The organism is Bradyrhizobium sp. TM102 (genome assembly GCF_009176685.1).
Taxonomy (GTDB): Bacteria; Pseudomonadota; Alphaproteobacteria; order Rhizobiales; family Xanthobacteraceae; genus Bradyrhizobium; species Bradyrhizobium ottawaense.
The window spans coordinates 1,855,983-1,872,946 of the sequence record NZ_AP021855.1 but is presented as its reverse complement, the minus strand read 5'-3'; the positions used below and the strand labels follow the sequence as shown (position 1 = coordinate 1,872,946).

General features: G+C 65.5%; 15 protein-coding genes. 7 read left to right on the top strand and 8 right to left on the bottom strand.

Translation table 11 applies throughout. The annotated features are described in order from the left end of the window. Positions 1 to 44: 44 nt before the first annotated feature. The 3 genes from GDN70_RS08770 to GDN70_RS08760 all read right to left on the bottom strand — a co-directional run bounded on the left by GDN70_RS08770 (position 45) and on the right by GDN70_RS08760 (position 1,399). Positions 45 to 482 carry a hypothetical protein gene (locus tag GDN70_RS08770; RefSeq protein ID WP_095426668.1) on the bottom strand — a complete coding sequence of 146 codons (438 nt, stop codon included), beginning with the start codon at positions 480 to 482 and terminating at the stop codon, positions 45 to 47. A 142-nt stretch (positions 483 to 624) separates the two neighbouring features. Beyond that, a complete protein-coding gene (locus GDN70_RS08765; RefSeq protein ID WP_014492426.1) occupies positions 625 to 897 on the bottom strand; it encodes a DUF2312 domain-containing protein in 273 nt (90 codons plus the stop codon). A gap of 196 nt (positions 898 to 1,093) precedes the next feature. Continuing rightward, a complete protein-coding gene (locus tag GDN70_RS08760) occupies positions 1,094 to 1,399 on the bottom strand; it encodes a DUF1244 domain-containing protein (protein WP_018317791.1) in 306 nt (101 codons plus the stop codon). Between the two features lie 171 nt (positions 1,400 to 1,570). Here GDN70_RS08760 and GDN70_RS08755 point away from each other — a divergent pair, with 171 nt between their 5' ends. Both GDN70_RS08755 and pyk read left to right on the top strand, forming a co-directional pair. Next, positions 1,571 to 2,164 (top strand): DUF1036 domain-containing protein, encoded by a 594-nt coding sequence (locus GDN70_RS08755; protein WP_095426669.1) that lies wholly within the window; start codon positions 1,571 to 1,573, stop codon positions 2,162 to 2,164. Then, positions 2,161 to 3,597, top strand: coding sequence for a pyruvate kinase (gene pyk, locus GDN70_RS08750; RefSeq protein ID WP_018317789.1), 1,437 nt, complete (start codon positions 2,161 to 2,163; stop codon positions 3,595 to 3,597). The genes GDN70_RS08755 and pyk overlap by 4 nt, the downstream gene beginning before the upstream one ends. A 151-nt stretch (positions 3,598 to 3,748) precedes the next feature. On the opposite strand, the gene GDN70_RS08745 is transcribed toward pyk, so the two are convergent. Next, entirely contained in the window at positions 3,749 to 4,429 is a 681-nt protein-coding gene (locus tag GDN70_RS08745) for a TetR/AcrR family transcriptional regulator (protein WP_028140307.1), read from the bottom strand. Between the two features lie 289 nt (positions 4,430 to 4,718). Between GDN70_RS08745 and GDN70_RS08740 the strand changes: the two genes are divergently transcribed. Then, positions 4,719 to 6,209 carry a hypothetical protein gene (locus GDN70_RS08740; protein WP_152102398.1) on the top strand — a complete coding sequence of 497 codons (1,491 nt, stop codon included), beginning with the start codon at positions 4,719 to 4,721 and terminating at the stop codon, positions 6,207 to 6,209. A 248-nt stretch (positions 6,210 to 6,457) separates the two neighbouring features. Here GDN70_RS08740 and GDN70_RS08735 read toward each other — a convergent pair whose 3' ends face one another. Continuing rightward, a complete protein-coding gene (locus tag GDN70_RS08735) occupies positions 6,458 to 6,622 on the bottom strand; it encodes a Flp family type IVb pilin (protein WP_028140309.1) in 165 nt (54 codons plus the stop codon). Between the two features lie 414 nt (positions 6,623 to 7,036). Here GDN70_RS08735 and GDN70_RS08730 point away from each other — a divergent pair, with 414 nt between their 5' ends. From GDN70_RS08730 to GDN70_RS08715, 4 genes are all read left to right on the top strand, one after another. After that, entirely contained in the window at positions 7,037 to 8,527 is a 1,491-nt protein-coding gene (locus GDN70_RS08730; protein ID WP_095426671.1) for a hypothetical protein, read from the top strand. 102 nt (positions 8,528 to 8,629) lie between these two features. Further along, complete coding sequence (locus GDN70_RS08725; RefSeq protein ID WP_152102397.1) at positions 8,630 to 10,192, top strand: hypothetical protein; 1,563 nt, start codon at positions 8,630 to 8,632, stop codon at positions 10,190 to 10,192. 165 nt (positions 10,193 to 10,357) lie between these two features. After that, positions 10,358 to 11,353 (top strand): glycosyltransferase family 2 protein, encoded by a 996-nt coding sequence (locus GDN70_RS08720; RefSeq protein ID WP_091956434.1) that lies wholly within the window; start codon positions 10,358 to 10,360, stop codon positions 11,351 to 11,353. An 8-nt stretch (positions 11,354 to 11,361) separates the two neighbouring features. Then, complete coding sequence (locus tag GDN70_RS08715; protein ID WP_173015772.1) at positions 11,362 to 12,045, top strand: class I SAM-dependent methyltransferase; 684 nt, start codon at positions 11,362 to 11,364, stop codon at positions 12,043 to 12,045. Between the two features lies 1 nt (position 12,046). Here the strand turns inward: GDN70_RS08715 and GDN70_RS08710 are convergent, their stop codons facing one another. The 3 genes from GDN70_RS08710 to tilS form a co-directional block, all read right to left on the bottom strand. Beyond that, positions 12,047 to 13,663: a hypothetical protein gene (locus tag GDN70_RS08710; RefSeq protein ID WP_244625874.1), complete on the bottom strand. Its 1,617-nt coding sequence runs from the start codon at positions 13,661 to 13,663 to the stop codon at positions 12,047 to 12,049. Next, complete coding sequence (gene ftsH, locus GDN70_RS08705; RefSeq protein WP_018317780.1) at positions 13,664 to 15,589, bottom strand: ATP-dependent zinc metalloprotease FtsH; 1,926 nt, start codon at positions 15,587 to 15,589, stop codon at positions 13,664 to 13,666. A 264-nt stretch (positions 15,590 to 15,853) separates the two neighbouring features. Continuing rightward, positions 15,854 to 16,912, bottom strand: coding sequence for a tRNA lysidine(34) synthetase TilS (gene tilS, locus GDN70_RS08700; RefSeq protein WP_152102395.1), 1,059 nt, complete (start codon positions 16,910 to 16,912; stop codon positions 15,854 to 15,856). Between the last annotated feature and the right edge of the window lie 52 nt (positions 16,913 to 16,964).

Sequence of the window (16,964 nt, the reverse complement as noted above, 5' to 3'; positions counted from 1 at the left end):
CGCCGAGCTACCTCCACGAATTCAGTCTCTTCGCTCCATCCAGGCTACAAGAACGCCCTACCGCGCTTTCGCGCTCGCCGGTCCAGATGATACGTCAGCGCCAGCGACAGGCAGACCGATAGCTCGCGGCTTGGCAGCTTGCCCACCACCGGCAACAACAGCGCCCGGGTCTGCCGGTACTCGAACCGATCGGGAAAGCGTTCGCGGAAGCTATCGATCAGCGTCGTCTTGCAATTGAACAGGATGGCGGCGTGTGCGGAGTCCTTGACGCGGCCGAGCCGGATCGTCGAGCCGCTGCCGGTCTCGTCGGTCAGATACGCCGGCTCGCCCCATTTGAGAGTCTCGGTGAGCCGGCCGACCTCTTCATACGCCGCGGCCGTCGCGAAGATCAGCGCGCGCACCTGAAGCAGCCGCTTGCCGATCGGTGCCGGCAGAGCGCCGAAGGCACGGTTCACCTCGCGCGGCAGCGGTGGCGCAGTCATTCGCGACTCCGTTCGCAAACGAAACACGCGCAATTTTTAGCCCGGATGGAGCGCGGCGCAATCCGGGGTTGCTTTCACACTGCGAGAACCCGGATTTCGCTGTACTCCGGGCTGCCGCAGTCGTGCTTGAGGCGCGAACGCCTCAGAGCATGCCCAGCGCCTGCATGTAGGTCTCGAGAATCGTCTCGGCCTCGGCGCGCTCGTTGGGGTCCTGCTTGCGCATGCGCACGATGGTGCGTAGCGCCTTGACGTCGTAGCCGTTGCCTTTGCTTTCGGCATAGACGTCGCGGATGTCGTCGGAGATCGCCTTCTTCTCTTCCTCCAGCCGCTCGATGCGCTCGATGATGGATTTGAGCTGGTCCTTGGCAAATTTCGTCGCGGGCTCGTCGTCGCGGACGGCGGCGGAGGTGGCCATCTAGGTACTCCCAATGGAACTGGCAAAACGAGGTGACGCCGGCATCCCTCACCGCGCGTGCTGGTAGACCCTTAGGGTTGGTACCGACTGCGTTCAAGGCAGCATCGCGCTCGTCCACAGCGCGCCCACACCTTCCTGCGGCGAGGCCAAGAAAGCTGTTGTGTGGTGCGACTCAGGCGAGGCGCACCCGGGCCGTTCAGTGCCCGTGGGGATGGACCTTCTTCATCGTCTCGAGCTGTTCTGGCGTGGCCGTGCCCTGGTATTTCGACTTCCAGGTCTCGTAGGGCATGCCGTAGACGGCCTCCCGGCTCTCGTCCTTGCTTAAGGCGACGCCCTGGGCGTCGGCAGCTTCCTTGAGCCAGTTGGACAGGCAGTTGCGGCAGAAGCCCGCCAGATTCATCATGTCGATGTTCTGGACATCCGTCCGCGATTTCAGATGATCGACCAGACGGCGGAAAGCGGCCGCCTCGAGCTCCGTTCTGGTTTTGTCGTCGATTGCCATGGCTATGTCCCTTGATATCCCTTTGGGCCTGCCCCGATTGCGGTCACCCTTACGGGATCAGGTGGGTCCTGTCACAGATTTTGCCACGCAAACCGACCCGAACCCGGCCTTGAGGCAGTTCCCCGGCCCCCTACGCCAAATCGCCAATGATCTGATATAGCTTCCGCGACAATGATCGCCGAATCTCCCCGCTACCCCCTTCGCATGCTCGCCCGGTTGGTCCCGGTGCTGGCGATTGGTCTGCTGTGCTTGTGGAGCAGCCCGGCCTCCGCCGATTTCCGTCTCTGCAACAACACGTCGAGCCGGGTCGGCATTGCGCTCGGCTACAAGGACGCCGAGGGCTGGACCACCGAGGGCTGGTGGAACATCTCGTCCCGCTCCTGCGAGACCCTGCTGCGGGGAACGTTGGTCGCCCGTTACTATTACATCTACGCCATCGACTATGACCGCGGCGGCGAGTGGTCGGGGCAGGCCTTCATGTGCTCGCGCGACAAGGAGTTCACCATCCGCGGCACCGAGGATTGCCTCGCGCGCGGCTATGACCGGACCGGCTATTTCGAGGTCGATACCGGTGAGCAGCGGGCGTGGACGGTGCAGCTCACCGATGCCAACGAACAGCCGGCGCAGCAGCGCGTACCCGGCCTCCCCGGTCCGGTTGGCCCGGGCGGGGTTCCGGGTTTGCCCAATAGCCCGCCCGGTGGTACGCCCCCCGCCCCGCCTGGCCTCCCGCCAGCTCCCTCGCCCCCGTCTGGAAATAAGCCATGAGGCGTCTTCGCCGTATCAAGATTCTCGCGACCCTGGGCCCAGCCTCTTCAGACCTCGCGATGATCCGCCGCCTGTTCGAGGCCGGCGCCGACCTGTTTCGCATCAACATGAGCCACACCCCGCATGACAAGATGCGGGAGCTGGTGGCGACGATCCGCAACGTCGAGAGCAGCTATGGCCGGCCGATCGGCATCCTGGTCGACCTGCAGGGCCCGAAGCTCAGGCTCGGCTCCTTCGCCGAAGGCTCGGTGCAGCTGCAGAACGGCCAGACCTTCACGCTGGATTCCGACAAGGCCCCCGGCGACACCACGCGCGTCCACCTGCCGCATCCCGAGATCCTGGCGGCGCTGCGGCCCGGCCACGCGCTGCTGCTCGACGACGGCAAGGTGCGCCTGATCGCGGAGGAGACCTCGAAAGAGCACGCGGTGACGCGGGTCGTGGTCGGCGGCAAGATGAGCGACCGCAAGGGCGTCAGCCTGCCCGACACCGACCTGCCCGTCTCCGCCATGACCTCGAAGGACCGCGCCGACCTCGAGGCGGCGCTCGTCACCGGCATCGACTGGATCGCGCTGTCCTTCGTGCAGCGCGCCGACGACGTGATCGAAGCCAAGAAGATGATCCGCGGCCGCGCCGCGGTCATGGCCAAGATCGAGAAGCCGCAGGCGATCGACCGCCTCGCCGACATCATCGAGGCCTCCGACGCGCTGATGGTGGCGCGCGGCGACCTCGGCGTCGAATTGCCGCTCGAGCGCGTGCCGAGCCTGCAGAAGCAGATGACGCGGATGGCACGCCGCGCCGGCAAGCCGGTGGTGATCGCAACCCAGATGCTGGAATCGATGATCCAGTCGCCGGTGCCGACCCGCGCCGAGGTCTCCGACGTCGCCACGGCAGTCTATGAGGGCGCCGACGCCATCATGCTGTCGGCGGAATCGGCGGCCGGCAAATTCCCGGTCGAGGCGGTCTCGACCATGAACCGCATCGGCGAGGAGGTCGAGCGCGACCCGATTTATCGTTCCGTGCTCACCGCACAGCGTCCCGCGCCGGAATCCACCGCGGGCGATGCCATCGCCGACGCCGCGCGGCAGATCGCCGAGACGCTCGACCTTCCCGCCCTGATCTGCTGGACCAGCTCGGGCTCGACCGCAGTGCGGGTGGCGCGCGAGCGGCCGAAGCCGCCGATCGTGGCGATCACGCCGAACATCACCGCCGGCCGACGGCTCGCGGTGGTCTGGGGCGTGCATTGCGTGGTGGCGGAAGACGCGCGCGACCAGGACGACATGGTCGGCCGCGCCGGCCAGATCGCGTTCCGGGACGGTTTCGTCCGCGCCGGCCAGCGTGTCATCATCGTCGCCGGCGTGCCGCTCGGCATCCCCGGCACCACCAACATGGTGCGCATCGCCTCGGTCGGCCCCGAGGGCGACGCGATCATGTAGGCCCGCCAGGGCACGCCAAACAAAAAGTCGAAAAACAACCCCATGCACAGTAGCCGGAGGGCCCGGCGATCCTGCTGTGGTTTTGCGAAAAGGCTCGCTCAGTCAACCACCTGAGCGCCGTCAGGCCGGCCGCTTCGTGCACAGGGCGATTTTACGCCCCAACGAGCGCCTTCGCGGCCGGCAACAGCGTCTGCTGCACCACGAGTCCCCGGGCGCGGGCGTCCATGACGCCGACCGCACGCAGCGCCAGCAGCGTCACGGTCTGCACCGCATCGCGCATCTTGACGGGATCGTCGAGATTGTCAGGCGCTAGCGGCCCGACCAGGGCCTCATGCAGCGCGCCGAGCAAGGCGGTGGCGGCGAGTGCGGTGTCCTGGGCCGGCAGGTGACCGGCACGCACCGCGGCGTCGATCCGGGCGGCAATCTCGCCGGCAATCTCCCGCCGGCTGGCAAGGCGGGAGGCGCTGACATCGACATCGACAGGTTCTGCCAGAATGCCCCAGGCCAGCCGCCGCTGCGACAGGGTGTGGACCGCCACGGTGGTGACGGCGGCCGCCAGCGCCGAGGATGGCCCCGGCGCGGCATCGGCCGCCCGGCGGATCGCCGCGAGCTCATCGCGCGAGACCTCGGCAATGAGCTCAGAGATCAGCTCGGCCTTGGAGGGGAAGTAGCGGTAGACCGTGCCGGCCGCGACATTGGCCCGGACCGCGACGGGCGCGATCTGCACCGCCGCCATCCCGCCTTCCGCTGCAGTCTCCCGTGCCGCCGTCAAGATCGCACTGCGCCGCGCCGCAAGGCGCTTCACCACTTGATGCGTCCGCCGATAAACCATGGCGCGCTTCCTGTCCCACACGCCTGCCGCACGCCCTGCGGCAAAACGCTTCGTCACGCAAAAGATGCAAATCGCCCCGCAAAGACTGAACAACTATTCAGGCGGGATGACAAGACGCAAATGATCATCCGAACGCCCGGCACCTCGGGAGAGCACGCGTGAGCATAATAAACGCATCCTTACGCGGGATGACCGCGGAGGATCAGTTTGGTTTACCTCAACTTAAACGCGATCATGGTGATGTGCGGATGCGCCGTCACTGCGTGGTCGATCCAACCCCGAGAGTTCAATGTCGGTTTCCCTGACAAGCAGCGCTCCCGCGCGCGGCTTAGCACGCTGGATCTTGCCGTTCTGCATCGGTGCCGGTGCCTACCTGTTCTTTCTTGGCGTCGGGGACATCATGCTTCGGGATGCCGACACGCTGTGGCAGATCAAGATCGGCCAGTGGATCCTCGAACACCGCGCGTTGCCCCACAACGACATCTATTCGTTCACGCGCGACGGCGAGCCCTGGATCTCGAGTTCCTGGCTGTCGCAAGTTTTGTTCGCGCTGGTTTATGAACCGTCGAACTGGGCGGGCGTGGTTATCCTGACGTCGCTCGCGATCGGCGCGACCGCGGCGATTTTCGCGCACCTGATCGACCCCTATCTGGATCCCGCGCGCGCCTTGCTGCTCATCGCCCCAATTCTCGTGATGTCGATGGGCCATTTTTTCGCGCGCCCGCACATGCTGGCCCTGCCTGTCATGCTGGCCTTTGTCGGCGGACTGCTGGCGGCCGCCGACCGGCGCACCGCGCCATCCTGGCTGTTGCTGCCCTTGATGGCGCTGTGGGCCAATCTTCACGGCGGCTTCGTCATGGGTCTAGCGCTGATCGGAGCCGTTGGCCTCGACGCGATCGCGTCCGCCGATCGCAAGGACCGCTTTGCACTGGCCGCACGCTGGACCGTGTTCGGGCTTGCCGCGCTTGCGGCAAGCTGCTGCACGCCCTATGGCTGGAACACGCTCCTCGCGTCGACGAAAATCCTCAACCTCGGCAAGCTGCTCTCGATGATCGGGGAGTGGAGGCCAGCCGACTTCAGTTCGCTCGATCTGTTCGGAGTCAGCCTGCTCGGCTTGATCGGCATTGGCTACTACAGCGGCGTGGTGCTGACCGCGACCCGTATTCTTCTGCTGCTCGGCCTGGTCTGGGCGGCTCTCAGCCACTTCAGGAACATCGAGGTTTTTGCGCTGCTGACGCCGCTCGTGCTGTCGAAACCGTTCGCCGAACATTTTGGAATAACGAGGGCCGTCGCGCCCAGGGGAACGGAAACGCGGCCCTCTTTTGCGCTGACCGCGACCGCGGCGCTCGCGATCGTCGCGGCCGGCTGGAGCATCACGAGGTCCTATGCCACGCCGCACCGCTATGCCTTCATCAGCGATCCGTCTCCTGCGGCCGCGGTCGACCTGCTCGAGCGGCGGCACGCGCAGCGGATCTTCAGCACCGCGCCGATCGGCGGCTATCTGGTCACCCGCAACATCAAGACCTTCATCGACGGCCGCGCCGAACTGTATGGCGAGCAATTCGTGCTCGACTATTTCGAAGCTGTCGAAGGCAAGAACGTCGAGACCCTGCTGCGCCTGCTCGAAACCTACCGGATCGACGCGACTCTGCTGAACAGGACGGTCCCGGCATCGATGATCATGGACCATTTGCCGGGCTGGAAACGACTCTATGCGGATGACATCGCCGTGGTCCATGTCCGCAACGACGCACCGACCAAACCCTCCACGTCACAGTGAGGCACGAACCAAATCTCGAGCATGATCCGGATCATGCTTCAGGCTCCCAGCTCTCGCGCGCCTCGCACGGGCAGGAACGCCGGCCACACGGCTCAAGACACAAGCCAAGGGCTCGCCAAAATGAGAGCCGGACACCTCCCCGCGAAACGCCACCTCGTCCGTTAGCCGATCGGCCGGCGGCAAGCCGCGCACAAAAGAAAAGAGCCTCGTCTTGGACGAGGCTCTCAGAATTCTCAGGTCGGCCGGCCTTACTTGAGGCTGCTCGAGATCGAGGTGAACTTGGCGTTCAGCGTGGTGCCGAGATTGTTGACGACGGTGATGATGGCCAGCGCGATGCCGGCAGCGATCAGGCCGTATTCAATGGCGGTGGCGCCGGATTCATCCTTCAGGAAACGCGCAACGAGGTTCTTCATAGAGTGCTCCAAATGAGTACACGAGGCTACAACTGATCTGGTCTTTTCGGCTTCCCAGCGCCGCCCGACCATGGAACCAAACGTAGAGGCAAAGAATTGCGCCGCAGTTAATTCGTCTGCGTAAACATCGAGCGGTTTGCGTGTATTCGCCGATGGTAAATCGAAATCTAAAACAGTCCGTTAAATTGTCGGGACATGAAACCGGCGTAGCCTGCCGGTTTACCCGAAGTTATGACCGCCCGTGATCCAATGCCGCCCGCTCGGACTGGCGCGCGATGAGATGAATCCTTCATCGCGCTTCAGGTGATTGCTTGAGCATGATCTTCTCGGAAACCGCACCTCACTTTGCGCCAACGCGGCCCGCCGGGTCCGGATCATGCCCGACCGACAAGAACAACAGGACGACGAGGCGGCATGTCACTTTCCTTTGCCAACAGCATCGCGGCGCGGAGCCGCGCGAGGGCCCTGGTGCCGCTATGCGTCGGCGCCGGCGTCTATCTGTTCTTCCTCTACCTCGGCGACACCCGGCTACAGGACTCCGACTCGTTCTGGCAGGTGAAGATCGGGCAATGGATCCTCGATCACCGCGCCATGCCCACCACCGACTTCTATTCGTTCACGCGAACGGGCGCGCCATGGATGTCGACGTCGTGGCTGTCGCAGGTGCTGTTCGCCTATTCCCACGCGCAATGGGACTGGGCAGGTCCCGTCATACTCACCGCGGTCGCGGTCGCGGTCACGGTCGCGATCTTCGTCTATCTGCTCGACGTGCAGATCGAGGCACCACGCGCAGTGCTGTTCGCGATGCTGGCGCTGCTGCTGTCGGCCCATCACGTGCTGGCGCGGCCGCATATCCTGGCGCTGCCCGTCATGGTGGCGTGGGTCGGTCTGCTGATGGCAGCTGCCGACCGCAAGAGCGCGCCGTCCTGGTATTGGCTGCCGCTGATGGCGCTCTGGGCGAATTTGCATGGCGGCTTCGTGCTGGGCCTCGTGCTGATCGGCCCGATCGCGCTCGAGGCCGTCGAGCACGCCGAGAAGGGACGACGGCTCCAGCTGTTCATGCGCTGGGTGTTGTTCGGAATCGGTGCTCTGATCGCGAGCTGCTGCACGCCGTATGGCTGGCGGACGCTGCTGGGCGCGACCAATATTCTCGGCCTCGGCGAACTGCTGTCGCTGATCTTCGAATGGATGCCCGCGAACTTCTCCACGTTCACCCCATTCGAAGGCGCCCTGCTCGGCCTGATCGCATTCGGCTATTATCGCGGCCTGGTGCTGTCGGCGCCCCGGATCTTCCTGATCCTGTTCCTGACCTGGAGCGCGCTGACCCATGTCAGGAGCATCGAGGCATTTGCGTTCGTGGTACCGCTGGTGCTGGCAAAGCCGCTCGGCGAGATGTTCCCGCGCCCGGCGCCTGACGCCGCCGGTGCCGGGCGCTGGCCCGCCCGCTATGTCACCGCGCTTGGCGCGCTGATGATCGTGGCGGCGAGTTGGACCTCGACGTCGCTCTACATGGCGCACCACCGCTTCACCTTCACAACGACGCACACGCCGGTTGCGGCCGTCGACGTGCTCGAGCAACGCAAGATGCAGCGCATCTTCAATGCCTACCAGTTCGGCGGCTATCTGATCTCGCGCGATATTCCGGTCTTCGTTGACGGCCGTGCCGAGCTCTATGGCGAGAAGTTCGTCATGGACTTCTTCAAGGCGACGGAGGGCAAGAAGCCCGAGCTGCTGCCGCGCCTGCTCGACGAGTACAAGATCGACGCGACGCTCCTGGTTGCCGATGCGCCGGGCCCGCAGATCCTCGACCAGCTCAAGGGCTGGAAGCGGATCTATGCGGACGACATCGCGGTGATCCATGTGCGAGACCATGCGGACAGCGCGACCGCGACGCCTTCGAAGTGAGAACCTCCTTGAGGGCGCGCACTCGTAACCGTGAGATGTCCCTCCAAAGGCGACGTGGACGCGACCTGGCACACCACGCTCAAACCCCGGCGATCCCGCGACATGTCTTCTTTTGACAGGCCGACTTTGGCAATCCCGGCTCGGCTCGACTCGGAGCGGTCCGTGGCGATCGCCGTTCTTGCGGTGCTGGCGGCGGTCTCCCTTCTTCCGGTGCTACTGACCCCCATTCCCGCGATGGTGGATTATCCCAATCACCTCGCCCGCATGTACATTCTGAGCCGGAACGGCACCCCCGACGCCAATCCGTATTACGAGGTGGCCTGGGCCTTCTATCCCAACCTTGGAATGGATCTGCTGGTGCCGCAGCTGGCGCGGCTGATGAGCGTCGAGCACGCCACGCGGCTGTTTCTGCTGCTGAGCCAATTGCTGATCGTCGGGGGCGCGCTGCTGCTGGAATGGGCGCGGAAGGGCCGGGTTCATCTTGCCGGCTTCGCTGCGCTCGCTTTCCTCTACTGTCTGCCGTTCAGCTGGGGCTTCGTGAATTTCGAGTTTGGCCTCGGCTTCGCTCTCTGGGGCATCGCAATCTACCTGATGCTGGCCGAAGGCCCATGGCCGCTGCGTTTCGTCGCCAATTTGCTGTTCGTCGCCGCGCTGTATGCGGCGCATTTCTTCTCCCTCGGTATCTACGGCGCGACGCTTGGCCTCTACGAGCTCTCGCGCATTCGTCAGCAGCGAGCATCGTACCTGGGCGTGGCCGCGCGGCTCGGCGCGCTGGCCCTGCCGGCGCTCGTGTTGTTTGGGATCATGCAAATGACGGCGGGCTCGATCGGAAGCGAGGGGACGAGCTGGTTCTTCGGATTCAAGCCAATCTGGCCGTTGCGCATCCTGAACGGCTACAGCCTGACGGCATCGGCAGTGACCGGGCTGGCGCTGATGATCTCGTTGCTTTTTGCCGCAAGGCGCGGCGTCCTCAAGCTCGAGCCGGCCGGCCTCTGGCTCGCGATCGGCTTTGCACTGCTCTACCTGGTCATTCCCTCCAAGCTGTTCGGAACCTCGTTCGTGGACCTTCGCGTGATTCCCGCTGCAGCTCTGATCCTGCCGGCCTTCTGCTCGCTGTCGCTGCCGAGCCGGGCCTGGAGAACGGCTGCGCTCGCCGCGATCAGTGGGATCACACTGATCAATCTCGCGATCGTCCTCGCGGTGTGGCTGCCTTACCGCGCCGACTATGCGGCGATCATCGCCTCGTTCCAGAAGATCGAGCGCGGCTCACGCGTTCTCGTTGGAAGCACGGGCGACAATGGTGATCCGCCCTTCGCCGACCTCACCTCGTATCCGATGTACTATGCGCCGACGCTGGCCGTGCATTATGCCAACGCGTTCGTGCCCAACCTCTTCACGGAAGCGGGCAAGCAGCCGGTGCGGCCCCGCGAGGGCGTGCGCCGCCTTGCCATTCCCTATGGAGGGCCGGTGCCGTCGGAGCTGCTCACCGCGATTGCGACAAGCCGGCCGCCGGCGGACGTTCCGCCGTTCATCCGCACCTGGTACCGGGACTACGACTATCTCTATGTGCTCGGACCGTCGGCCGCGAACCCGCTGCCGGAACTGCTCGAGGTGCTGGATACCTCGGAGCGATTTGTTCTCTACAAGATCCGCCGCAGGTCCTAGACCGACGCCACGGCTGCGCAAGCATGGTTAATCGTGCATCGCCATTCCGTTCCGCCTCCGCCCTCAATCGCCCGAGTGCCCTAGATCCTTAACAGTCGCGGCAAGGCGACCTTAACCACCGCCGAACTAGACTCCCGCCCCTGCAACCCAGCCGGAATCTCTCGCATGGCGGCCAATTCCAGATCGATCCGCTACAGCCTCGTCATCCCCGTGTTCAACGAGGAAGCCGTGCTGCCGGTCCTGCTGCGCCGGCTCGACCTGGTCTTGTCCCGGCTCGACGGTCCGGCTGAAGCGATCTTCGTCGACGACGGCAGCAGCGATTCCAGCTCGATCGTGCTCCAGGCGCTCGCCAAGCGCGATCCGCGCTTTCGCTATATCGGCCTGTCGCGAAATTTCGGCCATCAGGTCGCCATCACCGCCGGCATGGACGCCGCGGAAGGTGACGCGATCATCGTGATGGATGCCGATTTGCAGGATCCGCCCGAAGTGATCGAGCAATTGATCGCAAAATGGCAGGAAGGCAACGACGTCGTCCACGCCCGCCGCCTGTCACGCGAAGGCGAAAGCCGGTTCAAGCGTGCGACTGCGCATCTGTTCTACCGGCTCCTCGGCAGGATGTCCTCGGTCGGCATCCCCGCCGATGTCGGCGACTTCCGCCTGATCGATCGCAAGGTGCTCGACGCACTCAGGCAGATGCCGGAGCAGGATCGCTTCGTACGCGGCATGATCGCCTGGCTCGGTTTCCGGCAGGCCGAGGTCGCCTTCCACCGCCTCGAGCGAGCCGCGGGCGAAACCAAATACCCGCTGTTCAAGATGGTGCGGCTCGCGGTGAACGCCGCGCTCGGCTTTTCCGATCTGCCCCTGCGGCTTGCGATCTGGTGCGGCTTGACGGTTTCGGGACTGGCCCTGCTCTACGGCGGCTGGGTGATCCTGCTGTGGCTCAGCAAGGACAGCCATCTCGTGACCGGCTGGTCGTCGACGATCGTCGTCGTGTCCCTGCTGTGCGGAATCAACATGCTGATGACCGGTATCGTGGGGCTGTATGTCGGCCGCATCCATGCCGAGGTGAAACGCCGCCCGCTCTATGTGGTGCAGACGCGCGCCGGCTTCGATCGCAACGAGGCGGCGGCAGCGCCTGCAATCCACGCAGTCAACGAGTGACCCTGCGCATGAGCGAGCTCTTCGACGGCTATCACGCCAACTACCGTGACGTTGTCCAGTCCTCGATCGACTTCTCCGGCTTGCCGCATGATTTCTTCATGCGCGCGAAGGCCGATCTCCTGGGCGATCTGATCGCGCAGCGGCTGAACACCGAGAGGCCCGACATGCTCGACGTCGGCTGCGGCGTGGGCAGCCTTCATCCCCTGTTGCACGGCATGGTCGGCCGCTTGAGCGGTATCGACGTTTCGTCGGCCAGCCTGGCGCAGGCCCGCGCGGCCAATAGCGGGGTCGACTACCGCGAGTTTGACGGCCGCACGTTTCCCTTCGAGGACGCCAGCTTCGATCTCGTCACGGCCATCTGCGTGATGCACCATATCGTGCCGACCGAATGGACGCATTTCATCACCGAGATGCGGCGGGTGGTGCGGCCCGGGGGGCTCGTCTGCGTGATCGAGCACAATCCCTACAACCCGCTGACACGTCTTGCCGTTGCGCGCTGCGAGTTCGACCGGGACGCCGTCCTGCTCAGTGCCGGCAAAGTCCGAAAGCTGATGGCTGCGGGCGGCTTGCGCGAGATCGGCGCCCGCCATTTTCTGCTGCTCCCCTGGGACACCAAACCGGCGCGTCGCCTCGAAGATGCCCTGAGCGGCGTGTCGCTCGGCGGCCAATACGCGGCCTTCGGGTCCGTCTGACTTATCTTTGCGCCGTATCCCGCCGCTTGTGCACGACCGCCACGTCGTCGCTGTAGACGCGTTGCCACTGCGGCAGCCGGTCGAGCATCGCGACCGCCGGTGTCCGCGGCGCGAGCAGCGTCGCGCCGATGTCGTATTCGTCGAGCAGCTTGAGAAAATCTGCGAGGTCAACCAGCGCCAGGGCACGATTGTAGCGGTCGATGAACGGCCCGCCATACAGTTCGCCGCGACCATCGATGAAGGTGGGAATGCCGGCAAAGATCAAGTAGCCGCCGAAGGAATAATCGTTGAGCACGCGCCCCGCCTTGGCGAGGTCGGCTTGCGCGACGGCAGCTTGAGGGGTGATGACGGGAGCCGGCCGTATGTCGCGCGCCAGCGCCGCCCCGCTCATCGCGATCAGAACACCGAACGCGGCCAGATTCAGGCCGCGCGACGCGCCCTCTGCATCGTCCGTGATCCGCCCGCCGAATGTCCGACCCAAGGGGGCCGCCAGATAGAGCGGCGCCAGCATGGCCAGCAGATCCGCATTGCGTACCTGCGCCAGTGCGAAATGGAGCAGGCCGATCACCACCAGGGCCCGCACGACCGGCAGCGTCACGCCGCGCGCGAGCGCAAAGATGCCAGCCAGCAGCAGCAACTCGAAGCCACCGACATGGCTGAAATCCTGCGGCCGCCATTCCCCGATCCAGGCGAGCGCAGAGCCGAGGCCGAGTGTCGTCAACGGCATCAGCAGCGGTTCCGGCCCGTGTGGTGTCAGGCATGATGCTGCGAGGGCAAGCGCCGAGAATGGCAGCCATCGCAGCAGCACGCGCGGCCATTCGCTTCGCTCCTCACGCAGCAGCGCCTCGAGCACGGCCGGACCGATCAGCCCGAGCGCGAGCACCACGCTGCCATGCAGATTGGTCCACAGCACCAGCAGCGGCAGCGCCCAGTATGGCGGAGGCCCGCCGCGATCCATGCAGCGCACCAGGGTCGCCGCCCAAATCACCATCACCGGCAGCACGAGGACATGCGGCCGCGCCAGCATATGCGGCGCCAACAGGATGACGGCCGCGATCACCATGAGCAGCGTCAGGGCCGGCGAGAGCTCGCGCAGCAGGAAGAAGGTGAACAGGCCAAAGGCGAGCGCTATCGCAGCTGCTGCGACGACGACGACGCCGGGCCAGCCGGACAATGCGTAGGCTCCGGCGTAGACGATTTCCGAGAGCCATTCGAACGTGATCCAGGGCGCGCCATGCTTCGAAAACGAAAAGGGATCGCTCTCCGGCAGGGTGCCATGCGCGATGATCCAACGCCCGACCTCGATATGAGAATAGCTGTCGGGATCACCGAGCAGCCACGGCCCAACGATCAGCAACAGGGCATAGACGCCGAGGCCCACTGCCCAAGGGAGCGCTGCACGTGCCGAAAACGGTTGAACCGCGCTGTGGACGACCTGGTCAGTCATGGCGGGCCAAAATAGGACGCAAGCGTTAAGTTCTTCTTTAGTGATTCCCGCGGTTGCCCCGGAAGCCCGCGCGCTTCGCTCGCGCCGGGAGCGCCCTGCATCCGCGAACCGCCAGCCAACAAAAAACGCGGCGTTTCCGCCGCGTTTTGCAATCTCACCTGCCGCTCGCAATTACGCCTGCGGCTGCGGCTCCAGGCCGGGATCCGCATCGGGCCGCGGGCGCGGCGACTTGCCGGCCGGGGGCACCGCGGAGGCGCGCGGCGTGCTCGGCTCGAGCACGGACTCGCGGTTCGGCTTCTTGCCCTTGAGCAGATCGACGATCTCGTCGCCGCTCAGCGTCTCGAACTCCAGCAGGCCCTTGGCGAGCGCTTCGAGATCGGCGCGCTTCTCGGTGAGAATACGCGTCGCTTCGTTGTAGCCCTCTTCCACGAAACGCCGGATCTCGGTGTCGATCTTCTGGACCGTCGCCTCCGATGCGTTCTGGGTGCGCGACACCGACATGCCCAGGAAAACCTCGTCCTGGTTTTCGCCATAGGACACGGTGCCGAGCGCCTCGGACAGGCCCCAGCGCGTCACCATCATCCGGGCTAGGCGCGTCGCCTGCTCGATGTCGGAAGACGCACCCGAGGTCACCTTCTCGCGGCCGAAGATCAGCTCTTCGGCGACACGGCCGCCCATCATGATCGCGAGCCGCGAGGTCATCTGCTCCAGAGACATCGACAGCTTGTCGCGCTCGGGGAGCTGCATGACCATGCCGAGCGCACGGCCGCGCGGAATGATGGTCGCCTTGTGGATCGGGTCGGTCGCGACGACGTTGAGGCCGACGATGGCGTGGCCGCCCTCGTGATAGGCCGTCAGCAACTTCTCTTCCTCGGTCATGACGAGCGATTTGCGCTCGGCGCCCATCATCACCTTGTCCTTGGCCTCTTCGAATTCGGCCTGCGTCACCATCCGCTTGTTGCGGCGGGCGGCGGTCAAAGCGGCCTCGTTGACGAGGTTCATCAGGTCGGCGCCGGAGAAGCCCGGGGTGCCGCGCGCGATGGTCTTGAGGTTGATATCGGGGGCCAGCGGCACCTTGCGAACGTGAACCTTGAGGATCTGCTCACGGCCGACGACGTCGGGGTTCGGCACCACGACCTGACGGTCGAAGCGGCCCGGACGCAGCAGCGCGGGATCGAGCACGTCGGGACGGTTGGTCGCGGCGATCAGGATCACGCCCTCGTTCGCCTCGAAGCCGTCCATCTCGACCAGCAGCTGGTTCAGCGTCTGCTCGCGCTCGTCATTGCCGCCGCCGAGGCCGGCGCCACGATGACGACCGACCGCGTCGATTTCGTCGATGAAGATGATGCAGGGCGCGTTCTTCTTGGCCTGCTCGAACATGTCGCGGACGCGGCTCGCGCCGACGCCGACGAACATCTCGACGAAGTCAGAACCGGAGATGGTGAAGAACGGCACGTTGGCTTCGCCCGCGACCGCACGCGCGATCAGGGTCTTACCGGTGCCGGGAGGGCCGACCAGCAGCACGCCGCGCGGAATGCGGCCGCCGAGGCGCTGGAACTTGCCGGGGTCGCGCAGGAATTCGACGATCTCCTGCAGGTCCTGCTTGGCCTCGTCGACGCCGGCGACGTCCTCGAAGGTGACGCGGCCATGCGCTTCGGTCAGCATCTTGGCGCGCGACTTCCCAAAGCCCATCGCCTTGCCGGCGCCGCCCTGCATCTGCCGCGACAGGAAGATCCACACGCCGATCAGGGCGATGAACGGCAGCCAGGAGACCAGCAGCGAGACGAACCACGGCACGTTGTCGCCGGGCGGCTTCGCGGTGATCTGCACCTTGCTGTCATAGAGGCGCTTCACCAGCGTCGGGTCGCTGGGCGCATAGGTCTGGAAGCTGGAGCCGTTGGTGAAGGTGCCGTGAATGTCCGGCCCCTGGATCACGACGTCGCGCACATTGCCGCGGTCAACCTCGCTCAGGAGCTGCGAGAAGGCGATGTCCTGCGAGGAGGCCCGCTGACCCGGATTCTGGAAGAGCGTGAACAACGCCAAAAGCAGCAAGACAATGATGACCCAGAGGGCGAAATTGCGCAGATTGGCGTTCATCGATCTTCCTTCGTGGTCGCGCGGATCGCGGCCTCATCCTTGGGCTCTACGAGGAAATCCCCAAGGAATCCTCATCGTTAGACGCATACAATTTAGGTGCCGTCCCGGTCGCTGCCAAGGGAACGAGGTGGGACTATTTATCCCATCTTAGAGCGATTCCCGCTGAAATAATGGCGTCCGGAGCGGGGTTTTTCCTGCCTGGTTAAGGTGTCCTGACGGCGCGGGGCCGAATTGGCCGGTGTCATGATCCGCCCTCGTCCGCGCCTATCCGCCCGTGCGACGCCGGACCGGCGCCGGTGCGATGTGGATACGCCCGCCGGCTAGGCTGATCAAGGCTCCCGCAAGGGTCTGCCTCAAGGCCTGCCGGCCATTTGCGCCCGTGCGAGGGCTTGCGGCGATGGCCTGGTCGAGCGCGGCAAGGAGAGACTCAACCTTGCCGAGTTCCGCCGGCCCTTCGTGCCCGAGCGCGTTGATGGCCCGCAGCAGGAGCCGCAGCCGGACCTCCTCCGGCAGGACGGCAAAGGCCGAGGCCTCGAAGCTTCGAACACCTGCCTGCGGCGCATCGCCGCGATCCCTCAAATGGAGGAAGCGCTCGGCGCCGTCGGCCAGCAGCTCGACCGCCGCATTGGCCCGCGCCAGCCGGGCCGCGAGCCGCACCAGCGTGCGGGCATCGCCACCCTCGGCCGCAAGGAGCGGCAGCAGCGCCCGCAGCCGCGGCCGGGTGAAGGCGGTGTCGCGGTTGGTGGGATCGTCGGCAAAGCCGATCCTGGCCCGCTTCAAGGTCGCGATCAGCTGCGCCTTCGGGACCTCGAGCAGCGGACGCGCCAGCACGATCCCGTCGCGCTCGCTGAGGGAGGCCATTGCCGACAGCCCGGCAAGTCCGCTGCCGCGCAACAGGCGCATCAACAGGGTCTCGGCCTGGTCGTCGCGGGTGTGGGCGGTCAGCACATGGCTCGCGCCGACGGCACGCGCGGCCTGCGCGAGCAGGCGGTAACGCGCCTCGCGCGCCGCCGCCGGCAGTCCGGTCTTCGGCTTTGCGCCGCGCCAGCGCAGGGTCCGGTGCGGCAATCCGAGCTCAGTGGCGAGCCGCTTGACCTCGCGCGCCTCGCGCGCCGCCTCTCGCCGCAGGCCGTGATCGATCGTGACGACGGTGAGATGCGGGCCGCGCGCGAGGCTGCGCCGCCAGCGCGCCGCAAGCCACATCAGCGCGACCGAGTCGGGCCCGCCCGACACGGCGAGCACCAGCGCCGGCGCGCTCTTCAGGCCGGCGAAGAGCCGCCTCGCCTCGCGTGTCGAGATCGGAGATTTGTCGTCGTCTGACATGACGCGGCCCTGACCGTCGCAGGCGGATGGTTACGATTGTCTAGCGCAGCGC